The 26,001-nt window shown below is 61.9% G+C and carries 29 protein-coding genes and 1 pseudogene; 16 read left to right on the plus strand and 14 right to left on the minus strand.

Going from position 1 to position 26,001, the window contains the following annotated elements; genetic code table 11:
• Window positions 1–153: 153 nt before the first annotated feature.
• The 5 genes from BGRAMDRAFT_RS09010 to BGRAMDRAFT_RS09030 form a co-directional block, all read right to left on the minus strand.
• Window positions 154–882, minus strand: a complete 729-nt coding sequence (locus BGRAMDRAFT_RS09010) for an NYN domain-containing protein (protein ID WP_006048400.1) — start codon at window positions 880–882, stop codon at window positions 154–156.
• A 167-nt stretch (window positions 883–1,049) separates the two neighbouring features.
• The gene (locus BGRAMDRAFT_RS09015) at window positions 1,050–1,796 is read right to left on the minus strand and encodes a YoaK family protein (protein WP_006048401.1); all 747 of its coding nucleotides are present in this window, start codon (window positions 1,794–1,796) and stop codon (window positions 1,050–1,052) included.
• A gap of 114 nt (window positions 1,797–1,910) precedes the next feature.
• Complete coding sequence (locus BGRAMDRAFT_RS09020; protein ID WP_006048402.1) at window positions 1,911–2,615, minus strand: glutathione binding-like protein; 705 nt, start codon at window positions 2,613–2,615, stop codon at window positions 1,911–1,913.
• Window positions 2,616–2,839: 224 nt separating this feature from the next.
• Window positions 2,840–3,061 (minus strand): hypothetical protein, encoded by a 222-nt coding sequence (locus BGRAMDRAFT_RS09025; RefSeq protein ID WP_006048403.1) that lies wholly within the window; start codon window positions 3,059–3,061, stop codon window positions 2,840–2,842.
• Between the two features lie 155 nt (window positions 3,062–3,216).
• Window positions 3,217–3,417 (minus strand): CsbD family protein, encoded by a 201-nt coding sequence (locus BGRAMDRAFT_RS09030; protein ID WP_006048404.1) that lies wholly within the window; start codon window positions 3,415–3,417, stop codon window positions 3,217–3,219.
• A gap of 202 nt (window positions 3,418–3,619) precedes the next feature.
• Between BGRAMDRAFT_RS09030 and BGRAMDRAFT_RS09035 the strand changes: the two genes are divergently transcribed.
• Together BGRAMDRAFT_RS09035 and dcm are read left to right on the plus strand one after the other, a co-directional pair.
• Window positions 3,620–3,946: a hypothetical protein gene (locus BGRAMDRAFT_RS09035; RefSeq protein WP_006048405.1), complete on the plus strand. Its 327-nt coding sequence runs from the start codon at window positions 3,620–3,622 to the stop codon at window positions 3,944–3,946.
• 323 nt (window positions 3,947–4,269) lie between these two features.
• Complete coding sequence (gene dcm / locus BGRAMDRAFT_RS09040; protein WP_175130886.1) at window positions 4,270–5,544, plus strand: DNA (cytosine-5-)-methyltransferase; 1,275 nt, start codon at window positions 4,270–4,272, stop codon at window positions 5,542–5,544.
• A 75-nt stretch (window positions 5,545–5,619) separates the two neighbouring features.
• Here dcm and BGRAMDRAFT_RS09045 read toward each other — a convergent pair whose 3' ends face one another.
• Entirely contained in the window at window positions 5,620–6,315 is a 696-nt protein-coding gene (locus BGRAMDRAFT_RS09045; RefSeq protein ID WP_006048407.1) for an alpha/beta hydrolase, read from the minus strand.
• Between the two features lie 148 nt (window positions 6,316–6,463).
• A complete protein-coding gene (locus tag BGRAMDRAFT_RS09050; protein WP_006048408.1) occupies window positions 6,464–7,390 on the minus strand; it encodes a LysR substrate-binding domain-containing protein in 927 nt (308 codons plus the stop codon).
• A 165-nt stretch (window positions 7,391–7,555) separates the two neighbouring features.
• Here BGRAMDRAFT_RS09050 and BGRAMDRAFT_RS09055 point away from each other — a divergent pair, with 165 nt between their 5' ends.
• From BGRAMDRAFT_RS09055 to BGRAMDRAFT_RS09080, 6 genes are all read left to right on the plus strand, one after another.
• The gene (locus BGRAMDRAFT_RS09055; protein WP_006048409.1) at window positions 7,556–8,878 is read left to right on the plus strand and encodes a hypothetical protein; all 1,323 of its coding nucleotides are present in this window, start codon (window positions 7,556–7,558) and stop codon (window positions 8,876–8,878) included.
• Between the two features lie 30 nt (window positions 8,879–8,908).
• On the plus strand, window positions 8,909–9,829 hold the full coding sequence (locus BGRAMDRAFT_RS09060; protein WP_006048410.1) for a glutamate/aspartate ABC transporter substrate-binding protein: 921 nt from the start codon (window positions 8,909–8,911) through the stop codon (window positions 9,827–9,829).
• A 26-nt stretch (window positions 9,830–9,855) separates the two neighbouring features.
• Entirely contained in the window at window positions 9,856–10,593 is a 738-nt protein-coding gene (locus BGRAMDRAFT_RS09065) for an amino acid ABC transporter permease (protein ID WP_006048411.1), read from the plus strand.
• A 1-nt stretch (window position 10,594) separates the two neighbouring features.
• Window positions 10,595–11,272: an ABC transporter permease subunit gene (locus BGRAMDRAFT_RS09070; protein WP_006048412.1), complete on the plus strand. Its 678-nt coding sequence runs from the start codon at window positions 10,595–10,597 to the stop codon at window positions 11,270–11,272.
• A 76-nt stretch (window positions 11,273–11,348) separates the two neighbouring features.
• Complete coding sequence (locus tag BGRAMDRAFT_RS09075) at window positions 11,349–12,203, plus strand: LysR family transcriptional regulator (protein ID WP_232292248.1); 855 nt, start codon at window positions 11,349–11,351, stop codon at window positions 12,201–12,203.
• Window positions 12,204–12,420: 217 nt separating this feature from the next.
• Window positions 12,421–13,371, plus strand: coding sequence for a LysR family transcriptional regulator (locus BGRAMDRAFT_RS09080; protein ID WP_006048414.1), 951 nt, complete (start codon window positions 12,421–12,423; stop codon window positions 13,369–13,371).
• 71 nt (window positions 13,372–13,442) lie between these two features.
• Here BGRAMDRAFT_RS09080 and BGRAMDRAFT_RS09085 read toward each other — a convergent pair whose 3' ends face one another.
• Window positions 13,443–14,048, minus strand: coding sequence for a hypothetical protein (locus BGRAMDRAFT_RS09085; RefSeq protein WP_006048415.1), 606 nt, complete (start codon window positions 14,046–14,048; stop codon window positions 13,443–13,445).
• Between the two features lie 423 nt (window positions 14,049–14,471).
• Between BGRAMDRAFT_RS09085 and BGRAMDRAFT_RS09090 the strand changes: the two genes are divergently transcribed.
• The 5 genes from BGRAMDRAFT_RS09090 (at window position 14,472) to BGRAMDRAFT_RS09115 (ending at window position 18,193) form a co-directional block, all read left to right on the plus strand.
• A complete protein-coding gene (locus tag BGRAMDRAFT_RS09090; RefSeq protein ID WP_006048416.1) occupies window positions 14,472–14,741 on the plus strand; it encodes a hypothetical protein in 270 nt (89 codons plus the stop codon).
• A gap of 95 nt (window positions 14,742–14,836) precedes the next feature.
• Window positions 14,837–15,223: a hypothetical protein gene (locus BGRAMDRAFT_RS09095; protein ID WP_006048417.1), complete on the plus strand. Its 387-nt coding sequence runs from the start codon at window positions 14,837–14,839 to the stop codon at window positions 15,221–15,223.
• A 250-nt stretch (window positions 15,224–15,473) separates the two neighbouring features.
• Entirely contained in the window at window positions 15,474–15,920 is a 447-nt protein-coding gene (locus BGRAMDRAFT_RS09100; protein ID WP_006048418.1) for a very short patch repair endonuclease, read from the plus strand.
• A 172-nt stretch (window positions 15,921–16,092) separates the two neighbouring features.
• Window positions 16,093–16,596: a YbhB/YbcL family Raf kinase inhibitor-like protein gene (locus BGRAMDRAFT_RS09105; protein ID WP_006048419.1), complete on the plus strand. Its 504-nt coding sequence runs from the start codon at window positions 16,093–16,095 to the stop codon at window positions 16,594–16,596.
• Between the two features lie 148 nt (window positions 16,597–16,744).
• Window positions 16,745–18,193: an MFS transporter gene (locus tag BGRAMDRAFT_RS09115; protein WP_006048421.1), complete on the plus strand. Its 1,449-nt coding sequence runs from the start codon at window positions 16,745–16,747 to the stop codon at window positions 18,191–18,193.
• A gap of 170 nt (window positions 18,194–18,363) precedes the next feature.
• Here the strand turns inward: BGRAMDRAFT_RS09115 and otsA are convergent.
• From otsA to BGRAMDRAFT_RS09145, 6 genes and pseudogenes are all read right to left on the minus strand, one after another.
• Window positions 18,364–19,798 (minus strand): annotated as a pseudogene (gene otsA / locus BGRAMDRAFT_RS09120) (alpha,alpha-trehalose-phosphate synthase (UDP-forming)).
• Between the two features lie 226 nt (window positions 19,799–20,024).
• On the minus strand, window positions 20,025–20,297 hold the full coding sequence (locus BGRAMDRAFT_RS09125; protein ID WP_006048423.1) for a hypothetical protein: 273 nt from the start codon (window positions 20,295–20,297) through the stop codon (window positions 20,025–20,027).
• Window positions 20,298–20,450: 153 nt separating this feature from the next.
• Window positions 20,451–20,666, minus strand: a complete 216-nt coding sequence (locus BGRAMDRAFT_RS09130; protein ID WP_006048424.1) for a hypothetical protein — start codon at window positions 20,664–20,666, stop codon at window positions 20,451–20,453.
• A gap of 117 nt (window positions 20,667–20,783) precedes the next feature.
• Window positions 20,784–22,184, minus strand: coding sequence for a sigma-54-dependent transcriptional regulator (locus BGRAMDRAFT_RS09135; RefSeq protein ID WP_006048425.1), 1,401 nt, complete (start codon window positions 22,182–22,184; stop codon window positions 20,784–20,786).
• 299 nt (window positions 22,185–22,483) lie between these two features.
• Entirely contained in the window at window positions 22,484–22,768 is a 285-nt protein-coding gene (locus BGRAMDRAFT_RS09140) for a hypothetical protein (RefSeq protein ID WP_006048426.1), read from the minus strand.
• Window positions 22,769–22,879: 111 nt separating this feature from the next.
• A complete protein-coding gene (locus tag BGRAMDRAFT_RS09145) occupies window positions 22,880–23,197 on the minus strand; it encodes an ElaB/YgaM/YqjD family protein (RefSeq protein ID WP_006048427.1) in 318 nt (105 codons plus the stop codon).
• A gap of 305 nt (window positions 23,198–23,502) precedes the next feature.
• Between BGRAMDRAFT_RS09145 and BGRAMDRAFT_RS09150 the strand changes: the two genes are divergently transcribed.
• From BGRAMDRAFT_RS09150 to BGRAMDRAFT_RS09160, 3 genes are all read left to right on the plus strand, one after another.
• The gene (locus tag BGRAMDRAFT_RS09150; RefSeq protein WP_006048428.1) at window positions 23,503–24,561 is read left to right on the plus strand and encodes a sigma-54 interaction domain-containing protein; all 1,059 of its coding nucleotides are present in this window, start codon (window positions 23,503–23,505) and stop codon (window positions 24,559–24,561) included.
• Between the two features lie 242 nt (window positions 24,562–24,803).
• On the plus strand, window positions 24,804–25,418 hold the full coding sequence (locus BGRAMDRAFT_RS09155; RefSeq protein ID WP_006048429.1) for a hypothetical protein: 615 nt from the start codon (window positions 24,804–24,806) through the stop codon (window positions 25,416–25,418).
• Window positions 25,415–25,957, plus strand: coding sequence for a hypothetical protein (locus BGRAMDRAFT_RS09160; RefSeq protein ID WP_006048430.1), 543 nt, complete (start codon window positions 25,415–25,417; stop codon window positions 25,955–25,957). Before BGRAMDRAFT_RS09155 ends, BGRAMDRAFT_RS09160 begins: the two co-directional genes overlap by 4 nt.
• The last annotated feature ends 44 nt before the right edge of the window (window positions 25,958–26,001 follow it).

Below are 26,001 nucleotides of genomic sequence, written 5' to 3' on the forward strand. Positions count from 1 at the left end.
CAATCCCTTCGTTTACGTTTGAGTCGCGCCCGGTCAGCCCGGCGCCGCGCTGTATTTGCCATTTCACACCTCAATTTCGATAGCTGAATGTGCGAAAGCCCGCTCGCGGCGGGCTAGGGTGGCAGTAGTCGGCTCTCTCGCTCGGGACTCAGCTTATGCGAGCGGCGCGCGACGAGTGGGCTGCGGACAGGTTGATCGCAATCCGTCGATGTGCTCGTTCAGATTTGCGGGAATCTTTTGCCACATCGGGTCAAGCACGAAGTCGATTCCCTCTCGCCGGGCTTGCTTGGCAGCCGGCACGAAGTCGGCATCGCCCGCCATAAGCACAATCTGATCGACTTGCTTCTTGAAAGCAAGCGACGAGACGTCGACTCCGATTCGCATGTCGACGCCCTTCTGGCGGATATCGATTGTGACGTCGTCCTCCCGGAGGTCAGCCATCTGAATCTTGCCAGCGAGCAGTTCTATCACCTTGTGCGGTTTGATCGTCCATTGCGTGTGGGCCGATAGATGTCCCAGGCGAAGCGCGACCTTGCGTTTGGCGCGCAACTCCTCGTGTAGTGCCAGGCGAAACTGTGCCTCTGCGGACTTCCCGAAATCGACAGCCTTTTTGCTGACCGGGTTGTGCATCTTCTTGTCGAGCGGCGGACAGTCGTAAAAGAAGATGCGATACAACTCGCGCCGGTCTTCTCGATGCGATCGGCCTTGCGATCCGTTCGCGGGATTGGTCACCGCTTTGCGCGCCTGCTTTGGTGTGAGATGGGCACAGGCCCATCGGTGTGCGCATTCGGCTGCACGGCCGGCATTGTGAGCGTTGTGCGGTTCAATCGCCCGAAAGCGTTTCACAAAATATGCGCCATCGATCAGAATCGCCGTTGGCATGTGTACCTTTTTATTGTCGGTGAAAAGCAAAAAGCCCGAGGGCTCGGCACGTTGCTGGATGGATGCAACGGCTTACTGCCAAGGGCTCAATGGACAAATAGTAGCAACCTTACTACCGACTGGCAACTACCACCCGCTTCCCATCACCCGCAAGTCCCCGTCGCCCCCTACCACCTCCCCCGCACATCATCCACCAGCGGCACAACCGCAAGCGTCAGCAGCACGATCGCAAGCGGCAGCGTCGACACAAAGCCCATGTGCTTGAACCCGACGGCCCCCGCCAACCCGCCCGCAACAAACGAAAGCAGCAGCGACCCCACCAGAATCAGCTTCTCGCGATCCGCCTGCACAGCAGGCTCCTGGCCCGCAGCCGGCGCCGCATTCCAGTAGATCATCTTGCCGAGTTCGATACCGATGTCCGTGACGAGACCGGTCACGTGCGTCGTGCGGATTTCCGCGCGCGAAATCTTCGTGATCATCGCGTTCTGCAAGCCCATGACGAAACACAGCATGCAGACGGTCGCCGGCACAAACAGCACGCGATGATGTTCGAGATTCGACCCGACGAACCCGAAACAAAGCAGCAGGACCGCTTCGATGGCGAGCGGCGTCGCATAGACACTGCGCAGGCGCCTCCGACGCCCCCAGTTGATCAGCACCGCCGAGGTCGCCGCGCCCATCAGAAAAGCAAGCAGCGAACTGAGCCCCGCGACGAAGAGGCTCGCGTCGCCGAGCGCGGCATTATCCGCGAGCGACGACACGATCCCGGACATGTGCGACGTATATTGGCCGACGGCGAGAAAACCCCCGGCATTGGCCGCGCCCGCGACGAATGCCAGCGATCGTCCCAGACGCCGATTCGTTGCATCGGTCCGTTCGGGCGCCGTAAAGCCGCGCAAATAGTTGATGGGCATGCTGGAAACTCACTTCGGTCACGTAGACGGAACGACCGGCGAGCGCCTCGCCGCGGAGAATCCTGGCATCGACCAAAAACCGCAGCCCGCAGCGCCACGTCGCCCCGCTCCCCGCTAACCCCGCTTCGGACTATCCAGCCCGCGAACCACCGCCGGCCGGGCGACGAACGCCGCCAGCGCGCGCTGAACGTTGGGAAAATCCTGAATCGCGACGAGCTCGCCGGCTTCATAGAAACCGATCAGATTGCGCACCCACGGAAACGTCGCAATATCCGCAATCGAGTACTGATCGCCGAGAATCCACTCACGTCCTTCCAGACGCTGCTCCAGCACGCCGAGCAGGCGCTTCGATTCGGCGACGTAGCGATCGCGCGGACGCTTGTCCTCGTACTCCTTGCCGGCGAATTTGTGGAAGAAGCCGAGCTGGCCGAACATCGGACCGATGCCGCCCATCTGGAACATGACCCACTGAATGGCCTCGTAACGGCCGGCGGCGTCCTGCGGAATCAACTGCCCGGTCTTGTCCGCGAGATAGATCAGGATCGCGCCGGATTCGAAGAGCGGCAGCGGCTTGCCGTCCGGCCCGTTCGGATCGATGATCGCCGGAATCTTGTTGTTCGGGTTGAGCGACATGAACTCGGGCGTCAACTGATCGTTGGTGTCGAAGCGCACCAGATGCGGCTCATACGGCAAGCCGGTTTCCTCGAGCATGATCGACACTTTCACGCCGTTGGGCGTCGGCAACGAATAGAGCTGCAGGCGCTCGGGATGCGCGGCGGGCCATTTCTTCGTGATCGGGAATGCGGACAGATCTGTCATGTGATGGTGTAGCCCTGTGCGGGAATGGCGGATGAAAACGGTATCGGGACGATCGACAGAGCCAGTTCGGCGGCATGGCGGCACGGCCGGCGCTGATACGGCGCTCAGCACGCAATGCGTAATGCGCGGCCTCAATGCATCGTCCCGATCCGGCGACGGCCAAATATAAACCGAGTCGCCGCAACGTGTGCGGAAGCCGGCAGGCCCCCGACGTCAGCCGACGCTCACCACAAATCTTTCGTCGCGCTGCCCGCGCGCACGTTATAGCCCTCGCGCCACAGCGCGGCGCCCACCGTCACCAGCAGCGACCTGTGCCCGGCGTCGAGCTGCTCCCACGTCGACGCGAGCCAGGCCGCGAAATTCGCGCAGGTTTCCTCGAGGTCGACGGGCGCTTTGCCCTCCAGATACTGGCGTTCGAACATCGAAAGGACTTTTTCCGGTGTCATTGGCGCGGCCTCCATGTTGGATGCATTCAGTCTAAAGGCGACGCAGCCTGCGCGGCGCGCTCGGCGCGCCAAAGCCGGGTTACTCCCAGGCCGGACCTGCGCTGCAACGAGAAAAGGCGCCGAGGCGCCCTTTCGTCAAACCGCATCACACACGATTACGGGTTGTTGCGCTTGGCTTCGTCCCTGGCGTCCTTGGCGTCTTCCTTTGCGTCGCCGTAGCTCTGCTGAACCTTGCCCGCGCCCTGCTGGAGATCGCCCTTGAGTTCCTTGCCGGGGTTATCGGTTGCCTTGCCCACGGCTTCGTTGATCTTGCCCTTCACCTGTTCGCCTACCCCTTTTACCTGGTCCTTGTTCATCTTCGACTCCGGTTGAAAGCAATGCCGACGCGATATTGCGCCAGTAACCGGGTCGAGCAACGGCCATGCCCGCCGTTCTTCGGACTGAAACGGCCACGCATAAGCGGGCGGAATGCCCGCGCGCCGCCAACCACAGGAATATTTTTCGCGGAAGTCCTAAAGTTTCCCTTCAGCCGGCCGTAATAGCGGCCATGGAGGAGCCATGGACCGCACACCCATCAACCTGTCGGCATCGTCGAAAGCCGCGCTGATCGACGGCGACATCACGCACATCGCGCGTGTCATGCGACTGTCGCTGCAAGGCGACCTCGCCGGACCGATCCTGGCGCCGGCCTACTGGCGCGAGCGCCTCTACAAGCTGCTCGACACGGGCAGCCTCACGCACCCGCAGCTCTGCGCAGTCGACAGCCTCCTGCTCCAACTCGACCAGTTCGAGGCCGAGCCGCCCGTCCCGTGGGACGAACTCGCGCCCGCGACCGCGGCGCTCTTTCCGCCGACGCACGAATCCGGCGCGGGGCACCCCGTCTAGCCGCCGCTTCATCGCGCTTGCCTCACGCGGCCCGGCCTAGCGCAGCCGGCCTGACCCGGCCCGCCGCGCGAACGACGGCGATGCGCCGTCGCCGACGACCTTCTCGCCCTAAAAAAACGGCCGCGAACCATGCCGCGGCCTGAACACGTCGCAACGCAGGGACTTCGCGTCACGCTGCTAGCGTACACATCCAACCGTGACAAGCGCATTTCGCCGCCGACGTTCCGGCGCGCCACATCGCGCCCCAAAATTCCTGGACAGGCGGTTATCGAACGGTCAAAATGTCCGCCAAAATTCCCAGCGAAGAACACATGACACGCGACATGACCCTGGCGACGAGCCACGACCTGCTTACCCAAGCGTTGCAGGTCTATAGCCAGGCCGAAATCGCGGCACGCTGCGGAAAAAACGTTCGAACCATTCGCCGCTGGAAGACCGATCAGAGTTGCCCGCGCATTGCGCAAGCGGCGTTGCGTGAAATGCTGCGAACGAAATCACCCAGCGGGCTCGCGCAAGGCGCGCCGGCTTTTCGCTTCATCGATCTCTTTGCCGGCATCGGCGGGATTCGGCGCGGCTTTGAAGCACATGGCGGTCAGTGCGTCTTCACGAGCGAATGGAACGAGTTCTCGAAGAAGACGTATCAGCAGAATCATCGCGACGCCGACGACGCGCATCAGTTCGTCGGCGACATCGTTTCGTTCGCGGAAGATGAGATTCCGCCGCACGACGTGCTGCTCGCCGGCTTTCCATGCCAGCCGTTCAGCATCGCGGGCGTGAGCAAGAAGAATTCGCTCGGCCGCCCGCATGGTTTCGAATGCACGACGCAAGGCACGCTCTTCTATGACGTCGCACGCATCATCGATGCAAAACGTCCGGCCGCGTTCGTGCTCGAGAACGTCAAGAACCTCATGTCGCACGATAAGGGCAATACGTTTCGAACGATTCTCGAAGTATTGCGCGACGAGTTGAAATACGACGTGCACTATAAGGTCATCGACGGGCAGCATTTCACGCCGCAGCATCGCGAGCGAATCGTGATTATCGGATTCCGTTCGGATACCGAATTTTCTTTCGACGATCTGCGCTTGCCCGCAACCGGGCCGCGCCTCGCGTCGATCCTGCACAAGACCGACGGCAGCGAGCCGCTGCTGCCGCATGACGGCGAGCGTTTCTTCGATCACGTTCAGCGCAAGGTTCAGCCGAAATACACGTTGACGCCGAATCTGTGGGCGTACTTGCAGGCTTACGCCGATAAACATCGCGCCGCTGGCAACGGCTTCGGCTTTGGGCTCGTGACACCCGCGAGCGTCACACGCACGTTGTCGGCCCGCTATCACAAGGACGGCTCCGAGATTCTTCTCGCGCAAGGCCAGGGCGAGCGGCCGCGCCGCTTGACGCCGCGCGAGTGCGCCCGTCTGATGGGTTTTCCCGACGACTTCGTGATTCCCGTGAGCGACACGCAGGCGTATCGTCAGTTCGGCAACAGCGTGGTGGTGCCGGTCATGCAGGAAGTGGCGCGCATCATGGCGCCGCATATCGGTGCGCTGCTCGGGCAAGACGTTCAAGCGAAGCGCGCAAAAGTAGCACTGCGCGCATAGTCGCTTGCACACACGCGGTCCTGTCGCGTAGTCGGCGTGGACAGAACCGCGTGGCCGCAAGACTCGTCCGTAAACTCAGCTTGCCGGCTGCGTCGCGGCCTCGTGAATCAGCGCCGCGACCTCCGTGGGCCGCGAAGCGAGCGACGCGTGACTAGCCGCAAGCGTCACGATCTTTCTTGCGTTGAGCCGCGCGGACATCATCTTCTGGTTCTCCGGATGAATCATTCGGTCGTCGCTCGAGATCTGATACCACGATGGTTTCTGCGCCCATGCCGCCGAAGTGATTGGGTCTCCGAACGTTCCCGCTAACGGCGCCTTCTGCGTGACGGCCATGACAAGCGCCTCATCGGCGCTCAGGTCCTGACAGAAGCTTTGATGGAATTTCTCCGGCTTGATCCACAGGTAACCGTCGCTGTCCGGCTCGAGATTGGCGGCGGCCTCTGGCGGACGCTGCTGCGTGATGCCGCCGGGACTCTCCCCCGTATCCGGCGCGAACGCCGCGATATACACGAGCCCCGTCACATTCGGATGATTGCCCGCCTGCGTGATGACCGCGCCTCCATACGAATGACCGACCAGCAAGACCGGTCCGCCGATCTGGGCGATCATCTTGCTGGTTCGTTCGACGTCGTCAGCAAGGGAAGTCAGCGGCAATTCAACGGCGCGAATCGATTCGTGACCTTGACGCGCAAGCTCGACGATGACTTTGCTCCAATGGGCGGCTCCTCCCCAAAAACCGTGGACCAGCAAGATCGCAGGCTGATTGCTCATGACAGCACTCCTGTTGTTCGATTCGTAATGGCTCTGCGCTCACCACGGCATTGATCGTCTCCGAAGTTTGCACGCGACGTGTCAACCGCTGTCGCAAAGACAGCGGTGAAAACATCATAGGTCCAATGAAACGGAACAACGAGAAAGTTTATCGGCGTGCGGAGACGTCGAGCGCGGACCCAGCGATCGTGTCCAGATGCGCCCGCAGAACATCGATGAAATGCCGGCTCAGCAACGATGGCGCAGTGTGCGCGGGCATCGCCATGCGCACCGGCACATCGATCGTCGGCTCGAAAGGTTTCACCAGTAACTGACCGGCATAGGTGCTCGCCACATACGGATTGACGATTGCCACGCCAATGCCCGCGCTCACGAGCGCACAGATGGTGATGGACGACGTGGTCTGGATCGCAAAGTCGACCGGCATATCGTGCGCAGCCAGCACCGCCTTGATCGCGATGGTCAGGTCGTCCATCTCTCCAAGCGAGAGCAAGGGCTCGCCGCGCAGCGCCTCCACATGAACCGTGGACTGATCTTTCAACCGATGACCAGGCGGCAGCACGCATACGGCCGGCACCGTCTTGATGATCTCGGTCTCGAAGTCGAGTTCGTCGAGCTTGCCGGTAGTCAGTATCAGATCGAACAGATCCTGACGCAGCAGATCGGTCAATTGCGGCGTAGCGGCCGTCTGCAAGTTCAGATACGTTTGCGGAAAACGCGAGCGGAACTCGCGGATGACCTGCGGCAAAAGGCCGCTGCCGAGCGTCGGCGTGCAGCCGATATGCAGTGCGCCCGTACCCGAATTGCGCAGAATCGAGACCACGGACTCGATGTTCTCCAGACCGTTGAAATGCTTCTGCACCGTCTTGTACAGCAGTTGTCCTTCGCTTGTCGGTCTCAACCTGCCGTGGTGCATCTCGAACAGTTTCAGGCCCGAAGAGCTTTGCAGTTCAGCGAGGCGGCGACTGACGGACGGCTGAGTCGTATTGAGCGCCGCAGCGGCGCCGGTCGTCGTACCCATCTGCATGACGGCGCGGAACGCCTGAATCTGCTGGAAGTTCAATGGCCGCGTCATGTAGAGGAAATCCAATCGACTAGGACGGCTGACTATACCAAACGCGAATAGCCGTACCGCAAAAATGAATTGTCCGGCGTCGCCGAGCGGCGATATTCTTCTGCCACTCTTCGCGCCGGCATGAACCGTCGGCGCTTTGCCTGCACTCTTTAGCCCTGGCCGCTCATGATCGCCTCGCCGCTTTGCATTGCCGACCGCCCTGGCCACCGCGCACGAACCCTTCGGCGCACCTGTCCTATCCAGCGGCTACGCGGCGGCGAGCAGCATCATTTCTTCGGCTATTACAACAAGAGCGCGTGGGATCGCACGGGCCGCTATCTGCTCGGCAATGAGGTCGCAATGATGGATGCGCCGCTTACGCCGGACTTGCGGGCCAACGTCGGGTACTTCGACCTTAAGGATGGCGAAATTTTTCATGCGATCGACACAACCACCGCCTGGAACTGGCAAATGGGCTGCCAGTTGCAGTGGCTCGACGGCGAGCCCGGCCGCAAATTAATTTACAACACACGTACCGACGATATGTCGGCGCGTTACCCAGGTTTCGGCGCGAATGTTTTCGACATCGACAGCGGGAAAAAGACGGCGCTTTCAATGCCCGTTTATGTATGCGCACCCGATAGCCGTTATGCGCTTTGCGTCGATTACCGGCGCCTCTATGTGACGCACGAAACGATAGGCTACGTGGAGCATGGCGGTCCATTCACGTTAGCACTCGCGCCCGCAGACGACGGCATCCATCGCCTCGATCTCGCAACCGGCGAGACTGCATTGATTGTCAGCTATGACGACTTGCGCGAGTTCCACCCGGTTGCGTCGATGGAGCGCGCGATCCACTGGGTAAGCCACATCGAGATCAATCCTGCGTCGTCGCGCATGCTGTTTTTGCACCGCTGGACAGAGCGCACCGCCGACGAAACGTGCTTCCTGCACCGGCTGATTACGATGAACGCCGACGGCTCCGGCATGCGCCTGCTCGAATGCTCGGACCATCCGCTGCCGCAACTGGCGGATGATTTCGATCCGTCCGCAGTCGGCACGTTCGACTACGAGAAGTCCGAATACCAGATCTCGCACCCGTTGTGGCAAGACGATGCGCACATCGTCGCATGGAGCCCGCACGCCGGCAGCATTCACTATCATCTGTATGAAGACGCCGACGACGGCCAGGTGGAAGCGATCGGCCGCGATCTGCTGACCGAGAACGGGCATATGAGCTTTTCGCCGGTCGACACGCGCTGGCTGTTATCCGACACCTACCCCGACTCGCGGACCAACACACGCATTCTGTTTATCTACGACATGCGTGAAGGCGTGCGCTATGAGATCGGCGAATTCCATGCACCGCCGGAGCTTAAAAAAGAAAACCGCTGCGACTTGCACCCGCGCTGGAATCGCGACGGTCTCGCCGTCTGCATCGATTCCGTTCACGAGGGTGAACGCCAGATGTATGTGATCGACGTTTCGCAGATTACCGGCGCACGTTGAAGCAAAATAATGAAGACCGTGGAGACAACGATGAAACGAGAGTACTTCGCCCGCGCCATCGTCACCGTTGCAATTGCAACATCGAGCGCGCTTCAGCTTCATGGCGTGAAGGCGGCGGAACCCGCGCTCACGGGCACGCTTCTGAAAGTAAGCGAAGACAAAGTGATTACCATTGGCTACCGCGATGCGTCGGTTCCGTTCTCCTACTACGACGCGAATCAAAAGCCGATCGGCTACTCGATCGACGTCGCGAATCTGGTTATCGAGCGCATCAGAAAAGATCTGAAACTTCCGGACCTGAAGGTCCGCACTATTCCGATCACTTCACAGAACCGCTTGTCGCTGCTTCAGAACGGCACGATCGACTTCGAATGCACGAGCACGACGAACAACGCCGAGCGCGCACGGCAAGTGTCCTTTTCAAACAGCTTCTTCATTATCGGCACGCGTCTGCTCGTCAACACGAAGTCGGGCATCAAGGACTTCGACGATCTGAAAGACAAAACCGTCGTGGTCGGCGCGGGCACTACTTCGGAAAAGAGCCTGCGCAAGATGAATGTCGAGAAGTCGATGAACATGGACATCATCAGCGCGAAGGATCACGCCGAATCGTTTCTTATGCTGACCACGGGCCGCGCGAAAGCCATGATGATGGATGACGCGTTGCTCGCCGGCGAACGCGCCAAAACGCGCAATCCCAATGACTATGAAATTGTCGGCACGCCGCAGAGCTACGAGGCGTACGGCTGCATGCTGCGCAAGAACGACGCGCCGATGAAAGCCATCATGGACGCCGCGATCGCCGACGCCCAGAAGTCCGGCCTGGCCGCGAAGATGTACACGCGCTGGTTCGAGCAGCCCATTCCGCCAAAGCAACTCAATCTCGGTGTACCGCTGTCGCCGCGAATGAAGACTCTGTTCGCCAACCCCGGCGACAAGCCGACATCGTGAGCCGCGTCGCAGGCTAGAGGTATTCAATGGATTACAGATGGCACTGGGGCGTGCTGCTGCAGCCGGTCGCGACCGGCGAGCCCGCCACTTATCTGGACTGGCTCTTCTCCGGACTCGTGAATACCGTCGAATTGACCTTGCTTGCCTTCTCGGTTGCACTTGCAATGGGCACCGTATTCGGCGTCATGCGCACCTTGCCGAACCGCGCGGCAAATGCGGCGAGTGCGGCCTATGTTTCAATCTTTCGCGGCGTACCGCTGATCGTGCAGTTCTTCATCTGGTTCTTCGTCGTGCCAGAAGTACTGCCCACCGCTGCCGGAGACTGGTTCAAGAGCCTGCCCTCTCATCCGCAGTTTCTGATTGCGTCGGTTGTATCGCTCGGCGTGTACACGGGTTCGCGAATCTGTGAGCAAGTGCGCGCGGGCATACAGGCGCGACCCGTGGGACAGTTCCATGCGGCGTTCGCACTCGGGCTCACGCGAGCCCAGGCCTATCGCCATGTTCTGTTGCCTGTCGCGTTTCGCACGATACTCGGCCCGCTGACATCCGAGTTCCTGATCATATCCAAGAACTCTGCTGTGGCTTCCACGATCGGTTTGCTCGAACTGTCGGGCCAGGCGCGGCAACTCGTGGACTACACCGCGCAGCCGTATGAATCGTTTATCTGCGTGACGCTTGCCTATATGGCACTCAACTTCGCGATTCTGCGCGGCATGCGCTGGATTCGCCGGCGCACTGCGCTGCACGGAATGATCGGGAGTTGATATGTTCGAGATGGACTGGCAAGCGCTCATCGACTCGAGAGGCGTGTTGCTCTCAGGCATGCAGGTCACATTGCAGATTACCGTTGTCGCGATTCTCGTCGGTCTCGCCTGGGGCACGGTACTCGCGATATTCAGTTTGTCGGCGAATCGCGCACTGCGGCTCTTTACGCAAACCTATGTATCGCTATTCCGATCGATTCCGCTCGTCATGCTGTTGTTGTGGTTCTACCTGATCGTGCCGCAACTGCTGAAGGCGCTGTTGAATCTTCCGTCCACGGTCGACTTGCGGCTCGTTTCTGCACTGACTGCTTATTCGTTACTCGAGGCGGCGTTCTTCTGCGAAATCATTCGCGCGGGCATCGCCGGCTTGCCGAGCGGCCAGCTTCAGGCGGGATACGCACTCGGCATGACATCCATGCAGACGCTGCGTTATGTGATTCTGCCGCAGGCGTTTCGCGCGATGGTGCCGCTTGCGCTTACACAGTGCATCGTCATCTTTCAGGACACGTCGCTCGTCTATGTCATCGCGCTGGGCGATTTCTTCAGGCGCCTGACGGCAATCGGCGAACGCGACGGCACCATCGTCCCCGTGCTGATCGTGGCGGGCGTGGCTTACTGGGCGATCACCACGTTGATGATCGCGATCACTCATTGCGTTCGCACGAGGCTCGCAAAATGATTGCATTGAAAGACGTTTCTAAACGGCATGGACACGCGCCGTCACGATGAGTACCAGCCACGACACGCAATTGCGCATGTTCGTCGCCGTCGCGAAGTTCCATTCGCTGCGCGCGGCGGCTGAAGCGGTCGGCATCACGCAGCCGGCCTTGAGCCGGCATATTCAGTCGCTCGAATCGAAACTCGGCCACGCGCTATTCAGGCGGCATGGTCGCGGAATGCAACTGACGTCGGATGGTGAAGCGTTATTTCGGGCGGTAGAGCCGCTTCTCGACGCGCTGGACCAGTCGGTTTCGCACGCCACCGCGCATGGGCCCGGCTGGGGCCTGTCGCTGCGCATTGCCACCGTGGACACACTGGTTGGACACTTCGTACCGAGCCTCGGCCGCGAACTGTTGCGAGTCTATCCGCAGACGCGTCTGTCTTTGCAATGCAGCACTTCCAGTAGCGTCGTTGAAATGGTTTTGCGCGGCACGGCCGATCTCGGCCTGGCTTATTCCACCGAGTTGAGCACGACCGACCTTCAAAGCGTCGAGCTTCACGAAGAACGTCTCGCGCTTTACCACAGCGCGCGGACTGATGTCAGCCGCGAAGCCATGTCGCGTTTGTCGGAGTTGAAGCTGGTGCTGCCGCCTCGTCACTTCGGCGTGCGGCGCTATGTGGAGCGCGTGCTCGGTTGTGCGATACAGCCGTCGATAGAATGCGACTCGCTCGAGTTGTCATTGCGAATGGCGTCGGTTAGCGGAGCGATTGCGCTATTGCCAGAACATGTCCCAGAGGACTTAATGGCATCGTGTGAGTTAAATCGCATAATTCTCGCGGACATTCCCGCTCGACGGCTGGTCGCTTTCTGGCGCGCTCAAACCAGAAGATGTGTGGTACTCGAGACGGCCATTGAAATCGCCAGGCGAACCCGAGCCAGCGAACGATAACTGCACGTTAATCCAGAATTATTTCTGGGACGATGGCGCCGTGCGTTCGCCACGGCCATAATCGCAAAGGCGTTGGGCAGCATCAACGCAAACTTCAAATACCTCCTGACCCGTTACACAACAAAGGGCACTGCGAAAGGGCACTGCCAACAAATCGCCTGAATCGTCAAACAGTTTTGACAATTAGTCATGCATACCTTCAAACGGTGAGGACACGATGAAGAACCATCAACTTCGCGCGCTCGTCGCCATTGCAGACGCCGGCAGCGTTCGCGGCGCAGCCAGGGCATTGGGATTGTCGCCCTCCGCCATCACGCAGGCGCTGAAAGATCTCGAAGACCGCGTCAACGCGCCTTTGATCGTGCGCGCATCGTCAGGGGCGACGTTGACGGAATGCGGCAATACGCTGCTCCCTCATGCAAGACTTATCGTGTCGCAAGTAGAGCGCGCGCATGGCGCTTTGAATGAGATGCGCGGCGAGCCGTGCGGAAAGCTGTCGCTCGCGATCACGCCGTGGATAGCTTTATGTTTTCTTCCCGAGATATTCATTCAGTTCCGCAAGCTGATGCCGAATGTGCAACTCGAGATGTTCGAAGGCCTCATGTCGATCGCCTATCCGCGTTTGCGCGATGGCAGCGTCGAAGTATTCGTGGGCCAGCAGGCTCCCGATACGGTCAACACGGAATTCAATTTCCGCCCGCTCTTGTCGTGCGGCCTGACCGTGGTCGCGCGGCGTGGACATCCACTCGCGCAGTCCCGCTCTCTTGCGGATCTGATGGATGCCGATTGGCTGGTGTGCCTCGACTCGGATATGGAGTGCCGGCTCTCGAAGAAAATGTTCTATCGCAATGGCTTGCCGGAACCGCGTAACGTTCACTACATGCATTCATTGATGGTGGCCGCATCGGTACTGCAAAGAACCGACGCGGTGAGTATCTTCCCGTGGCCACTCGCCGAACTGTGTGTGACGCGCTTCAAGTTCTGCGCGTTCCCGCTGAGAGAAGAACTCGAAGATACATCCATTGGAATCGTTTCGCGCCTCGGCCATCCTCAAAGCGCGGCGGCAAATTGCCTTATCGACATACTTCTGGAGACCATCCGCGATAGCGACAACACAGGAAGCGTAGAAGCAAAGCGGGTTCTGCAATCGACTGAGCGGCTGTTCTAATTCGCGCCATTGTCGTGCAACGCCGGCGGCTGTACTCGGCTTTGCGCTTCACCGCCGGCTCATCATAACGATTAGCGAATCGGCTTGCCGTCGCGTGTGATGAGAACCGCCGTCTCAGCGCTATATGTCGCGTGCACGCTGTCGCCTACCGCGATCTTGTCGAGGGGTACGTTCGGGGCAATTTGCAGCAGCATACTGCGCGAGGGTCCGCGCAATACGACCTGGCGATTCTTGCGGTCGATGCTTTGCACGGTCGCGACCACGTCGACCTTGCGCAGCTTCACGGCCATGCTGTGCGATATGGGCCTGGCGGATTCTTCTTCGACTCGCGAGCGCACGCCCTTGGCCGCCACCTTTTCCGCCGACAACAACAGCGCGCTTTTGTATTGGACCTGTATCTCGTCGCCGACCTTGAGCAGCCTGATATCGGCCACCTCGGGATCGACCTCCATCACTACTATCTCGCCGTGCGATCCCTGCACGGTAATACGGTTCATCTGCGCGTCGATATTGACGATACGGCTGGTGAGCCACGCGACCATTTGCGCACCCGGTGCGCTTGCCGGTGCAGGTGTCCGATCGTCTTGCGCGCGACTTGCTGCCGGATAGCCCAGCAATAATGCCGCGGCAAAGGCGAGGTTTAACATACTCGACGATTGCGCTGTAAGTGCACGCATAACTTGCTCCGATTTCAATTTCATAATGAGTAGGTGTGGTGGGCAGTCCTCGACAACATCAGCGCTTTAATTAACCGGTCGCCTGTTGACTGCCAGCAGCGAACGTATCGCGAGCCCATGCACGCTGTGAAGCAACATAATGCTGAACGCGTTAATCGCTTCCGAACAACACAGCAAGGAGCCGGGCGCTCCATTCCGCATACGCACGCGCGTCGCCGCAACAGATCCATATCGCTTTCAATGAACCGCGTTCGCTTTTGCTTTACGCGTACGCCATTCCGCTTCTTCCGCCGACGGTTCGCTTGCATTAACTTTCCAACACGTTGCAGCGAGTAACGAACCCCGAGCCGCCACTTACCAAGGTCTGAGTGGTGGACTTTCGCGGCCGCTAAGGCGGCCGCCTTTTTTTCAGCAGGAGCGCCCATGAAGAAAATCGTTTCCACTCTGTTGTTCTGCATGATTAGCGCGGCGTCGACATCCTGGGCACAAACCCCGGCGAATAAAACATCGCCGGGTACAAGCGATCAGATCGTGCAGATGCACGAGCGCATTTCCGCGGCTAATCACGTATATGACGGCAAAGTGGCCGCCGCCAAGCGCGTGTATATGCGGCAGAAAGCGGCCGCAGCGAAAGAGCGCGACGCCGCCGTCGCCGCTGCTCGCGACGGTGTTCCCGCAGACGCCGCTCAATAGGCGGTCTTATTGGCGCGGCCGGAGAACGCGCGTTCCGGCACGCGATGTAAAGACGATCCAGCACTGCTAACGCAGCAAGAAGAGAGGCGTCGACTATGAACCGGGATAACGAGGCAACAGATAGACACGCAAAGGACACACATGCAAAAGAGGAGGCAGCAAAACGCAGAAGACTGACTGCGTCGAGTCTCGACGCCATCATGACACCAGGTGTGCGCTATACCTGCGTTGCGCTCGCGAATCAGTTGAATAGCAGCACTCGGCAAATCAAGGCTTCGCTGAGTCAGCTCGTCGACGCCGGCACGGTCCGCCATATACAGGAGGCCCGCACCGGCATTTACTGGGTGCCGACAAGCGACGAGAGGAAGAGCTTCGAGCAAAGACGCATGGCGCGCAGAGTGCTCCTCGGCCATACGCTCGAAGGTTATGACGCGGGTCTGCACAGCTTGCAAAGCCTGTGCATGCTGGTACGTCGATCCTGACGACGCCACCGCTCTTCTACAATACGCGCGCGGTGCAAGCGATTTTGCGTAAACTGCCGGATGCCGGCATACGCCGGCTTGCCTGCGCGCGGTTTCAATGGAATCCCGGCGTCGCCCGAAGTGGCGCGCATCGTGCTCCAGCGTAGGCAACGCTGCTTATCGCACCGCTTCAGGAGCCATCGCATGAATCGACACAAGCGCCTTTCCTGCACGCCGACTTGTTCGGGCTGCGCAAACTCGCCGCGCTAGCATGGTCGATATCGTCGACAGCGCCACGCGCAGCCGCATGATGTCCGGCATTCGCGGCCGCAATACGAAGCCCGAGGTGCTGATTCGCAGCCTGCTGCATCGGCAGGGCTTTCGCTTTCGCCTGAATGCGCGCGACTTGCCGGGGCGCCCCGACATCGTGCTGCCTCGCTACCGCGCCGTCGTGCTCGTGCATGGCTGCTTCTGGCATGGTCACGACTGCCCTCTTTTCAAATGGCCGCAGACGCGCCCCGAGTTCTGGCGCGAGAAGATCGGCCGTAACCGCGCGAACGACGACAAGGTGCGCGCCGCGCTGCTCGCGGCCGGCTGGCGCGTCGGCGTCGTGTGGGAATGCGCGTTGCGCGGCGCGAATCGCGACATCGAGGGCGTGCTGACGCGTCTCGTCGAATGGCTGAAGAGCGACGCGCCGAGCTTCGAAGAACGCGCCTGAAAGCGCCCTTGCCCACCGCCTGCTACGCGCGGTTTGGCGAGCGAACCGAAAGCCCTCGGTGATACACTCGACTGGCTAACCCGAAGCGACTTAAGCCCGCCGGCCATCACGCCGGCACGGCACTCACGGTGCTCGCTTCGGCCATCAAACCCGCCAGCAAGGGAGGCACACAATGGCTGATTTCCGTCTGTGGTCCGACGATTTTCCCAATAGCGGCTTCATGCCGAAGGCGCACGAATACGACGACAAGGCATTCGGCGTCGACGGCGAAAACATCTCGCCCGCGCTGCAATGGGAAGGCGCGCCGGCCGACACACAAAGCTTCGCGCTCACCGTGCACGATCCCGACGCGCCAACGGGCAGCGGCTTCTGGCACTGGGTCGTGGTCAACATTCCCGCGGACGCACGCTCGTTGCCGCGCAACGCCGGCAAGGCCGACGGCTCGCTGCTGCCGCAAGGCGCGCTGCAGGTGCGCAACGATTACGGCACGGTCGGCTTCGGCGGTGCCGCGCCGCCGCGCGGCGACAGAACGCATCGCTATATTTTCCGGCTGCATGCGCTGAAGGTGCCGCATCTGCCCATCACCGCCGAGACCACCAACGCGGTCGCGCGCTTCATGACTCATCTGAACGAGATCGACTCGACGACGCACACCGGGCTCTACGAGCTCAAATAGCGGCGAGCTGCGGACGATGCCGCGACGCACGCCATCATATTGAGCGGCGCGGCATCGGCGCAGCGCGCGCGAACCTTTCGCGAAAGCAGCCATAAGTCGCGACCCGCCGCGCTTTCGTGCGGAACGCTGAAGGCAACTCGAACAACCGATGCACGCACAACCATCCCGCAACGGCGGGACCCTACCGCCGGATGCCGCGGACACGCTCGCTCCTGACAGCGCGCGGCCGTCCAATAACGAACCCGGTCTGCCCACGCCGCAACGCTATTGGGCGATGCTCGTCATCGCTCTTGCGCTGACGCTTGCGGTGCTCGACAGCGCGATTGCCAATGTCGCGCTGCCCACCATCGCGCGGAACTTGCAGGCGAGCGCGGCCGGCTCCATCTGGATCGTCAACGCGTATCAACTCGCCATCACCATTTCGCTGCTGCCGCTTGCGTCGCTTGGCGACCGCATCGGCTATCGGCGCATCTATCTGGCCGGGCTGATTCTGTTTACGGTGGCGTCGTTCGGTTGCGCGCTCTCGACCTCGCTGCCGACGCTCGCGATTGCTCGCGTCGTGCAGGGCTTCGGCGCGGCGGGCGTCATGAGCGTGAACACGGCGCTCGTGCGCATGATCTATCCGCCGACGCAACTCGGACGCGGCGTCTCGATCAATGCGATGGTGGTTGCGGTGTCGTCGGCAGTCGGACCCACGGTCGCTTCCGGCGTGCTCGCGGTCGCTCCGTGGCCGTGGCTGTTTGCGATCAACGTGCCGATCGGCATTGCGGCAATTATCGGCGGCTTCAAGGCGCTGCCGATGAACCGCGGCCACGATTCCCCGTACGACCTGTTGAGCGCGGTGATGAACGCGTTCGTATTCGGCCTGCTGATTTTCGCCGTCGACGGACTCGGCCACGGCGAACGGCTCGGCTATGTCGTCGTGGAACTGATCGGCGCGGTGGTGATCGGCTACTTCTTCGTGCGCCGTCAGTTGAGCCGCCCCGCGCCGCTGCTGCCGATCGATTTGCTGAGGATTCCGATCTTCGCGCTGTCGATCGGCACGTCGGTGTGTTCGTTCTGCGCGCAGATGCTCGCGTTCGTGTCGCTGCCGTTCATGTTGCAGGACATGCTCGGTTTCTCGCAGGTCGACACCGGTCTGCTGATGACGCCGTGGCCCGCGATCATTATCATTGCCGCGCCGATTGCCGGCGTGCTGTCCGACAAGGTCTCGTCGGGCTGGCTCGGCGGCGTCGGGCTCGCCGCGATGACGGTCGGCCTGCTCCTGCTCGCCACACTCGGGCCGCATCCGGACGCCTGGCAGATCGCGTGGCGCATGGCGTTGTGCGGCGCGGGCTTCGGCATCTTCCAGTCGCCCAATAACCGCACGATGCTGTCGTCCGCGCCACGCGAACGCAGCGGCGGCGCAAGCGGCATGCTCGGCACTGCGCGCCTGACCGGGCAGACGCTCGGCGCGGCGCTCGTCGCGCTGATCTTCGGCGTCGCGCCGCACAGCGGGCCGGTCATCGCGCTTTATGTTGCCGCGGGTTTTTCCGCCGTGGCCGCCGTGGTCAGCACAATGCGCGTGATGCAGCGGGTCAATACGCGCGCCGCGTAACGACGCCACGCATCCGACAAACGACGCAGATGCAAAAAGGGCGCGCATCGCATGATGTGCGCCCTTTCTCTACCCTGCTCCAACGCTTCCTTCCAGGCTCTCACTTCGACGTGATCAGCTTCGCGCGGCTTCTAACAAACGCAAAGAAACCGCGCAGCCGCCCACAACTCCTAGGACGACGACGACGCCGTCACGTCAGCGAGCTTTACCGCTTTGGCCGTCACCGAAGACGCGGTCGCCACGGGGGGGAGGGGCGGCCAGGAACGTATCGCGCCACACGGACAGGTTGTTCTCGCGCATCGGCGCCATCATGTCGGCGTGACGCGCCTGCCGCTCGGCAAGCGGCATCGACAGCGCGCGTTCGAGCGCCTCGGCCATTTGCGAGAGATCGAACGGATTGACGACGAGCGCGCCCGGCAATTGTTCGGCCGCGCCCGCGAACTGCGACAGCACGAGCACGCCAGGATCGGCCGGGTCCTGCGACGCGACGTATTCCTTCGCGACGAGATTCATGCCATCGCGCAGCGGCGTCACATAGCCGACCTGCGATTGACGGAACAGCGCCATCAGAAGATTGCGCTCGTATTTGCGGTTCAGGTACTGGATCGGCGTCCAGTCGAGCTGCGCGAAGCGTCCGTTGATGCGGCCGGCCTCGCCTTCCAGCGTCTGACGAATCCGCTGATAGGTTTGCACGTCGGAGCGCGTCGGCGGCGCGATCTGCACCAGCGACACGCGCCCGTGCCATCCCGGCGCATTCAGCAGCAGGCGTTCGAACGCCTGAAAGCGCTCGACAAGCCCCTTCGAATAATCGAGGCGATCGACGCTCATGATCAGCTTGCGTCCGCGCATGCCGTCGCGCAGGCTGCGCACCGGCTTTCGGTCGGTGAACTGCTCGGCGGCCTTCGCGATCGCATCGGGATAGATGCCGATCGGATACGCAGCGACCTTCAGGAAGCGGTTATACGCGTGAACCATGCCGTCTTCGCTCGAGGTGCCGTGATGACCGCGCTCGATGAAATCGACAAACGACTGGCGATCCGCCTCCGTCTGAAAGCCGATTACGTCGTAGCTGCACATTGCCTTGACGAGTTCCTCGTGCGGCGGAATCGTGCGCAACACCTCGGGAACCGGAAACGGAATATGCAGGAAGAAGCCGATCGGATTCTTCACGCCGAGATCGCGCAGGCAGCGCGCGAACGGCAGCAGATGATAGTCGTGAACCCAGATGATGTCGTCGGGCCGCAGCAGCTCTTTCAACTGCTTCGCGAGCGTCGCATTGACGCGCTGGTAACCCGCGTATTCCTGCCGATCGTAGCGCGAGAGGTCGTTGCGATAGTGGAACGTGGGCCACAGCGTCGCATTCGAAAAACCGCGGTAGTACTGGTCGTAGTCGCGCTTGGTCAGGCCGACCGTCGCATACGTGACGTTGCCCTGCTTCTCGATTACCGGCGCCGACGGTTCGCTCACCGTCTCGCCGCTCCAGCCGAACCAGACTCCGCCGGTTTCCTTCAACGCGTCCAGCACGCCGATCGCCAGGCCACCCGCTGCGGGCCGGCCCTCCTGGGTCGGCGCGACACGATTCGATACCACGATCAGTCTGCTCATTGGTGCTCCACCTAGTTCAGTTGTTTCGTTGCATGCGGACATGTGCGGCAGGATTGCACGCAAGTCGCGTGCCGTTTCGGTGCAAATGGGAAATAAAAATGTGTGCAAATGTGACAAACGAGCACAAACCCGCGCCGCCATGATGCGGCGAAGGAGTTTCTTCCGTTTCGTCACATGAAAGTGGAAACGTCTTGCTCGGGCTGGAAGCTCGGGCTGCCGAGCAGTCTTATGCGTCCTGCTCAGAGCCCAGGTCGCGCTGGTAGTCGAGGCCTTCCTGACGCACGCCGCCCTGGTTGTATTCCCCGTCAGGCGGCGCGTCGGGGGCGACGCGATTCTGCGCGGACGGATCGTGATGCGGCGCGGACGAGGCCGCAGCGGCCGCGGCGGCCGAAGCGTCCGGAACGGGTCCGGACGAAGCCGGCGGTGGAGCGCTCTTGTCCGCAGAACGGCTGTCGCGCTTGGAATGGCGCGCGGAACGCCGCAGCGCTGGATGTCTCATGATCGATGCCTCCGGGCAAAGCCGCGCCGCCTGGCAGCGGCGGCATCAACACAGTCTAGGAGCGACGACATTGAATTGCCGGTAAATCATGCGTCGCATTTGTAACATGTACACAAATTTGCTGCGCCCGCCAAGGCGCGAACGGCAAGGAATTCAGAGTTGCAGAGAGATTGGCGGACGCCGACTGGCCTGCGGAGTTTGCGTGGGCTGCGGAGGCGGGTCGCCAATCGGCGGCTCCACAGGTTCGATCGGTTCGGGATCCGGATTGGGCACCGTATCCGGCTCGCCCGGACTCGGCGGCTCGATCGGCTCCGGTCGATGCGCGTGCTGGCGAAGCGGCAGCGCGGGAGCGGCAGCGTAGTGCGGCATGTCAGTGGTCCTCGCTATGCATTTGTGTTGACTGCAGCAAGGGCTGTGCCGTTCGACGCCGCGCTCCCGACGGGAAGCGGCGGGTGGAAGCGGCGCGTGGACTTTATGCGCCGGACGTTAAGCGTCCGCGCCGCCGAGCGCACGCGATTCATCGGCGGCATCGCCGTCTTCGCGCGCGTCGTTGCCGTATTCCACGAGGCGGTTGTACAGCGTCTTCAGGCTGATGCCGAGAATTTCCGCGGCGCGCGTCTTCACGCCGCCGCACTGCTCGAGCGTGGCCAGAATCAACTGACGGTCGGCTTCGGCGAGCGACGTGCCGAACGGAATCGTGATCGCCGTGCCCGCGGCCGGCTTCGACAACGTGATCTGCAACGGCACGGTCGCGGTGCTGTCCGAGTCCGTGCCCGACATGATGTGCGCCCGCTGCACGTAGTTCTTCAGCTCGCGCACATTGCCCGGCCACGGATATGACAGCAGCATCTCCTTCACCGCGGGCGGGAAATGCTTCTTCGTGCCGTGCCGCTCGTTCAGTTCCTCGAGGAACGCTTGCGCGAGCAGTTCGACGTCCTTGCCCCGGTCGCGTAGCGGCGGCAGGCTGATCGGAAACACGTTCAACCGATGGTAGAGGTCGAGCCGCAGCTTTCCTTCCAGCACCGCCTGCTCCGGATCGCGGTTGGTCGCGGCGATCAGCCGCACGTCGGTTTCGATTTCCTTCGTCGTGCCGACCCGCATGAACATGCCGGTTTCCAGCACGCGCAGCAGCTTGACCTGCAATTCGATCGGCATTTCGGTGATTTCGTCGAGAAACAGCGTGCCGCCGTTCGCGCGCTCGAAATAACCCTTGTGCTGACGATCCGCGCCCGTGAACGAGCCGCGCTCGTGGCCGAACATTTCCGACTCGATCAGATTCGGCGAAATCGCGCCGCAGTTCACCGCCAGAAACGCATGCTTGCGACGCAGGCTGAGCTCGTGCAGCGTCTGCGCGGCGACTTCCTTGCCGGTGCCTGATTCGCCGACCAGCATGACCGAAGCCGCCGTCGGCGCGACGCGGCCGATCTGGTCGTAGACCTCCTGCATGGCCGGCGAATTGCCGAGCATCAGACCGAAGCGGCCCATGCGGCGCAGTTCGCCGCGCAAGGTGCCGATTTCGGCCTTCAGGTCGCCGGCGCGCGGCAGGCGCGACAGAATCGCCTTCACGCGCTGCATGTTGATGGGCTTCACCAGGTAGTCGGTGGCGCCCATTTTCAGCGCGTTCACCGCCGACTCGACCGTGGCGTGGCCGGTAATCACGATCACTTCCACGCCGGAGCGCGGATCGAGATCTTCGAACAGTTCGACCCCGCTGCCGTCCGGCAGCTTGAGATCGGTAAAGACAACGTCCGGCATCTGCCGGACCAGTTGAATGCGCGCTTCGCGCAGATCGCCCGCGGTGGCGGTGGTCAGACCGTCTTCCCCGATGATGGCGGAAAGCGCCTCGCGGGTACTTGCGTCGTCATCGACAATCAGTACATGTGGCATCGCGTCTCGAAAGCCTGCAAGCGTGGGAGGAACAGCATGCGGCGAGCATGCTGAAAAAGCGCCGACGACCTCGCGCGGGTGGCGGGCATACCTGTCTCAAAGTGAGCGTACGCCAACTTCCGACAGCGCTTGGTCACCGATTCCATTCAATATTGCAACAATACACGCATAAATCGCGACGTGATCGGCACTATTGTTCTGTATTTACCTATTATACGGCTTTATAGAGACAATTTAACAGTCCCGGAGACACGCCGCATGCCCGGCGGATCGGCGGCGGCGCGCGGCGGGAAAGCAGCCTAGCTGCTGTGCGGGAACGGCCACGCGTCGGGGTGAGAGGAGCCGTTCGGCCCATGCGCGCCCGGACCGGCGGAGGCCGGCGAGCCCGCGCCGGACTGCGCGGAAGAAGCGGACGACGAGGACGCCGCCGACGGCGTGACGACCGCGCCGCCCTCGTCTTCCCAGCGGTTCAACTCGCGCCCGGTGGTGGATTGCGCCGCGCGGCTGCGCTGGACATAGCGCACCGCGAGGTAGCCGCCGAGCGCCATCAGCGCGCCGAAAATACCAATTTTGGGTCGAGCCATCATGAACTCCTTGTGGTCGTTTTGTGATCGTTAGATGCAGAGAGGCAGAGAGTGCAAACCGCCGCGCCGCGCAGCCGGCCGCAGCGGACGCCGCGGACGCCGAACCCGCGCCTAGCGCGCGCTCAGCACGCCCAAGACGAAGCCGACGCCAGCCGCAATGGCGACGGAACTCCACGGGTTCTGCCGCACGTAGCGTTCCGTGTTGACGGTTGCGAAGCGATAGCGCCGCTGCGCGTTTTCCTGCGCGTCGCCGAGCGCGGATTGCAGCGTCTCGACATGGGTGCCGAGCTTCTGGCGCAGCGCGCCGACGCCCTCGCCCGGCACATTGGCGGCAAGCCGCAGCATTTCTTCCGAATCCTTCAGCAGCACCCGCAGATCCTGGACGATCTTCTGGCCGCCGAGTGCGAGCTGTTGCGTCGTGTCAGTCATCTTTCACTCCTCGTCTGGTTCAGCGCCCGCGCGGACCGCGGCGTCCGCGGCCTGAGCGCACGCGTGCCGGGGGCAAGCTGCAATGCATGTGCCCGGTAACTTTGCGGGTTCGCGGGCGCGGCCGGCGCGCGCCACGCGCAGTTTCGACCGACTCGCCGCGATGCGCGGCCGATCGCCTTCACATAGATTGCAGGAAGCGCTGTCAAAGTGGTTAAATCGACCTTTGTGAGATAGAACTTCGGTCGTCTCGTTCCCAGGCCTGCGCGCCGCACCAACGAACTCATTTGCACAGGACTTCCCCGTTTATGGCGTCAATCGATCTGGCCTCGCCCACTGTGTCCGCCGGCGGCAGCGCTTCCGCACAGGCAAAGCAGCGCGTCGCGGACGGCGTCGCGGGACTGAAATCGTACGGCCTGCTGTACGGTTCGTCCCCGGTGATGCTCGACCTGTACGAGCAGATCGAGCGCGTCGCGAGCACCGACGCGACCGCGCTGATCATCGGCGAATCGGGCACCGGCAAGGAGCTGATCGCCCGCACGATTCACGATCAAAGCAGCCGCAGGGAGGCGCCGTTTGTCGCCGTGAATTGCGGCGCGATTCCCGACGAGCTCATCGAGGCCGAACTGTTCGGCCACGAAAAAGGCAGCTTCACCGGCGCGGTCCAAGGGCGCGTCGGCTACTTCGAGCATGCGAACGGCGGCACGCTGTTTCTCGACGAAGTCACCGAAATGGCGCCCGTGCGTCAGGTGAAACTTCTGCGCGCGCTCGAGACCGGCACGTTCTATCGCGTGGGCGGCAACGAGCTGATCAGCGGCAACGTGCGCGTGATCGCCGCGACCAATCGCGACCCGGCCGTCGCGGTCAAGGAAAACGGTCTGCGCGAGGATCTGATGTACCGGCTCGCGGTGTTTCCGTTGCGCGCGCCGCCGCTGCGCGAACGCGAGAACGACCGCGAACTGCTCGCGCAACACTTTCTTGCGCAGCTCAATCAGCAGGAAGGCACCAGCAAGAGCTTCAGCAAACGCTCGATCGAAACGCTGCGCACGTGGTCGTGGCCAGGCAACGTGCGCGAGCTGAAGAACGCGGTGTACCGCGCGTTCATTCTCGCGGAGAAAACGGTCGAGTTGCCGCACCCGCACCTCGCGTCGAAAGTGAAGCGGCCCGTGACGCAAGGCGACGCGATGAGCGTATGGATCGGCACGCCGCTCGCCGACGCGCAAAAGCAGATCATTCTCGGCACGCTGAAGTACTGCGGCGGCGACAAGCGGCGTGCGGCAAAAGCGCTCGGCGTGAGCCTCAAAACGCTCTACAACCGCTTGAGCGCATATGGCGACGAAAGTACCGACGAAGACACCGAACAGTAGACGCGCTTCAGCAGAAGTTTCCTCATCAAACAGTTCGCACCGCCAATCAAACCGGTCTGCAGTCTGAGCAGAAACCGGTTTGGTGCGCACCATGTTTTGCAATTGCTTGCACTTTCCCTCTGCCATTTACAAAACGCATCCTGCAAAATGCAGCAGCCCATTTTCGACGATGGGACGACATGCCGCCGGCTCGCCGTTGCCTTCGCACGCGAGCCGGAGCACTTGCAAGAGTAGAGACAGGGATGCAAAAGAAAATGCTGTGCGCCGGGTGCCTGGAACCAGGCTTGAAACCGCGCTTGAAAGTGCGCCGCCAACCAGAAGCGAGGCGCGGATGGGGTAACGCAACGGTCCTCGTTGCGTTGAGCCTGGCGCTCGCGTCGGCGCTCTCGGGCTGCAGTTCGTTCTACACAGAAGGCGCCACCGCCGGCGCGGGTATCGCCGGCGCCGCGCTCGCGGCGAAGGTCACGAGCAACGCCGCGGTCGCGACCGGCATCGGTCTCGGCGCAGTGGCCGCGGCGCGAGCGGGCGTGCAGTACTCCGAGCGCGTGGTCCACCGGAATACGCAGGACGGCATCGCGAAGATCGCCGGGCCGCTCGAAGTCGGCGCGATCGCACCGTGGAGCGTCACGCATTCCATGCCGATCGAAGACGACGAACACGGCCGCGTCACGGTCAGCCGCACGATCAGCGCGGGCGCGCTCGACTGCAAGGAAATCGTCTTCTCGGTCGACCACATCGCGACGAAAAACGTGCCGGCCAGCAGCGCGTTCTACGTGGCCTCCATCTGCCGCGACGGCGAAAACTGGAAATGGGCGTCGGCCGAACCCGCCACCGAACGCTGGGGCGCATTGCAATGACCGCGCGTGCGTTTCCGGCCGCTCAGCGGCTGCATCGCGCGAGTCTGACGGCGCTCGCCGGCGTGCTATGTCTCAGTGCGACGCTGCTCACGAGCGGTTGCTCGTCGATCGGCGCGGCGAGCGGCGCAGCCGCCGGCGTCGCGTCGGGCCTCGTCACGTCGAATCCGGCGGTGGGCATCGGCGTCGGTATCGCGGTGCAAGCCGCCACCGACGAAGCCATCGGCCGCTACATGCGCAGCATGCACAGCGACCAGCAGAATCTGATCGCGGCTTTGGCCGGCGCGATGCCCGTCGGCGAAACGCGTCCGTGGTCCGTCAAACATACGCTGCCCATCGAGAACGGCCACGGCCAGGTGCGCGTCACGCGCGCGTTCGGCTCGGCGCTCGCGCTATGCAAGGAGTTCGTGTTCTCGGTGCAGGACGGCGACGGACCGAACGCACGCGAAGACTGGTACACGGCAAGCGCGTGTCAGCAGGAGAAAGGCTGGAAATGGGCGTCCGCGGAACCGGCCGTGGAGCGCTGGGGCAATCTGCAATAAAACGAATCGCACCGCATAACGAAAAACGGCAGGGTCTCCCCTGC

The sequence above is a fragment of the Paraburkholderia graminis C4D1M genome (assembly GCF_000172415.1).
Taxonomy (GTDB): domain Bacteria; phylum Pseudomonadota; class Gammaproteobacteria; order Burkholderiales; family Burkholderiaceae; genus Paraburkholderia; species Paraburkholderia graminis.

Bases quoted from the DNA above. Each gene is read 5' to 3' on its own strand.
- BGRAMDRAFT_RS09010 (WP_006048400.1), bottom strand. From the start codon at position 882: ATGCCAACGGCGATTCTGATCGATGGCGCATATTTTGTGAAACGCTTT.
- BGRAMDRAFT_RS09160 (WP_006048430.1), top strand. From the start codon at position 25,415: ATGACCGCGCGTGCGTTTCCGGCCGCTCAGCGGCTGCATCGCGCGAGT.
- BGRAMDRAFT_RS09145 (WP_006048427.1), bottom strand. From the start codon at position 23,197: ATGACTGACACGACGCAACAGCTCGCACTCGGCGGCCAGAAGATCGTC.
- BGRAMDRAFT_RS09105 (WP_006048419.1), top strand. From the start codon at position 16,093: ATGGCTGATTTCCGTCTGTGGTCCGACGATTTTCCCAATAGCGGCTTC.
- BGRAMDRAFT_RS09135 (WP_006048425.1), bottom strand. From the start codon at position 22,184: ATGCCACATGTACTGATTGTCGATGACGACGCAAGTACCCGCGAGGCG.
- BGRAMDRAFT_RS09030 (WP_006048404.1), bottom strand. From the start codon at position 3,417: ATGAACAAGGACCAGGTAAAAGGGGTAGGCGAACAGGTGAAGGGCAAG.
- BGRAMDRAFT_RS09065 (WP_006048411.1), top strand. From the start codon at position 9,856: ATGGATTACAGATGGCACTGGGGCGTGCTGCTGCAGCCGGTCGCGACC.
- BGRAMDRAFT_RS09140 (WP_006048426.1), bottom strand. From the start codon at position 22,768: ATGGCTCGACCCAAAATTGGTATTTTCGGCGCGCTGATGGCGCTCGGC.
- BGRAMDRAFT_RS09100 (WP_006048418.1), top strand. From the start codon at position 15,474: ATGGTCGATATCGTCGACAGCGCCACGCGCAGCCGCATGATGTCCGGC.
- BGRAMDRAFT_RS09130 (WP_006048424.1), bottom strand. From the start codon at position 20,666: ATGCCGCACTACGCTGCCGCTCCCGCGCTGCCGCTTCGCCAGCACGCG.
- BGRAMDRAFT_RS09060 (WP_006048410.1), top strand. From the start codon at position 8,909: ATGAAACGAGAGTACTTCGCCCGCGCCATCGTCACCGTTGCAATTGCA.
- BGRAMDRAFT_RS09045 (WP_006048407.1), bottom strand. From the start codon at position 6,315: ATGAGCAATCAGCCTGCGATCTTGCTGGTCCACGGTTTTTGGGGAGGA.
- BGRAMDRAFT_RS09025 (WP_006048403.1), bottom strand. From the start codon at position 3,061: ATGACACCGGAAAAAGTCCTTTCGATGTTCGAACGCCAGTATCTGGAG.
- BGRAMDRAFT_RS09020 (WP_006048402.1), bottom strand. From the start codon at position 2,615: ATGACAGATCTGTCCGCATTCCCGATCACGAAGAAATGGCCCGCCGCG.
- BGRAMDRAFT_RS09070 (WP_006048412.1), top strand. From the start codon at position 10,595: ATGTTCGAGATGGACTGGCAAGCGCTCATCGACTCGAGAGGCGTGTTG.
- BGRAMDRAFT_RS09035 (WP_006048405.1), top strand. From the start codon at position 3,620: ATGGACCGCACACCCATCAACCTGTCGGCATCGTCGAAAGCCGCGCTG.
- dcm (WP_175130886.1), top strand. From the start codon at position 4,270: ATGACCCTGGCGACGAGCCACGACCTGCTTACCCAAGCGTTGCAGGTC.
- BGRAMDRAFT_RS09090 (WP_006048416.1), top strand. From the start codon at position 14,472: ATGAAGAAAATCGTTTCCACTCTGTTGTTCTGCATGATTAGCGCGGCG.
- BGRAMDRAFT_RS09155 (WP_006048429.1), top strand. From the start codon at position 24,804: ATGCAAAAGAAAATGCTGTGCGCCGGGTGCCTGGAACCAGGCTTGAAA.
- BGRAMDRAFT_RS09055 (WP_006048409.1), top strand. From the start codon at position 7,556: ATGATCGCCTCGCCGCTTTGCATTGCCGACCGCCCTGGCCACCGCGCA.
- BGRAMDRAFT_RS09125 (WP_006048423.1), bottom strand. From the start codon at position 20,297: ATGAGACATCCAGCGCTGCGGCGTTCCGCGCGCCATTCCAAGCGCGAC.
- BGRAMDRAFT_RS09050 (WP_006048408.1), bottom strand. From the start codon at position 7,390: ATGACGCGGCCATTGAACTTCCAGCAGATTCAGGCGTTCCGCGCCGTC.
- BGRAMDRAFT_RS09075 (WP_232292248.1), top strand. From the start codon at position 11,349: ATGTTCGTCGCCGTCGCGAAGTTCCATTCGCTGCGCGCGGCGGCTGAA.
- BGRAMDRAFT_RS09150 (WP_006048428.1), top strand. From the start codon at position 23,503: ATGGCGTCAATCGATCTGGCCTCGCCCACTGTGTCCGCCGGCGGCAGC.
- BGRAMDRAFT_RS09095 (WP_006048417.1), top strand. From the start codon at position 14,837: ATGAACCGGGATAACGAGGCAACAGATAGACACGCAAAGGACACACAT.
- BGRAMDRAFT_RS09080 (WP_006048414.1), top strand. From the start codon at position 12,421: ATGAAGAACCATCAACTTCGCGCGCTCGTCGCCATTGCAGACGCCGGC.
- BGRAMDRAFT_RS09085 (WP_006048415.1), bottom strand. From the start codon at position 14,048: ATGCGTGCACTTACAGCGCAATCGTCGAGTATGTTAAACCTCGCCTTT.
- BGRAMDRAFT_RS09015 (WP_006048401.1), bottom strand. From the start codon at position 1,796: ATGCCCATCAACTATTTGCGCGGCTTTACGGCGCCCGAACGGACCGAT.
- BGRAMDRAFT_RS09115 (WP_006048421.1), top strand. From the start codon at position 16,745: ATGCACGCACAACCATCCCGCAACGGCGGGACCCTACCGCCGGATGCC.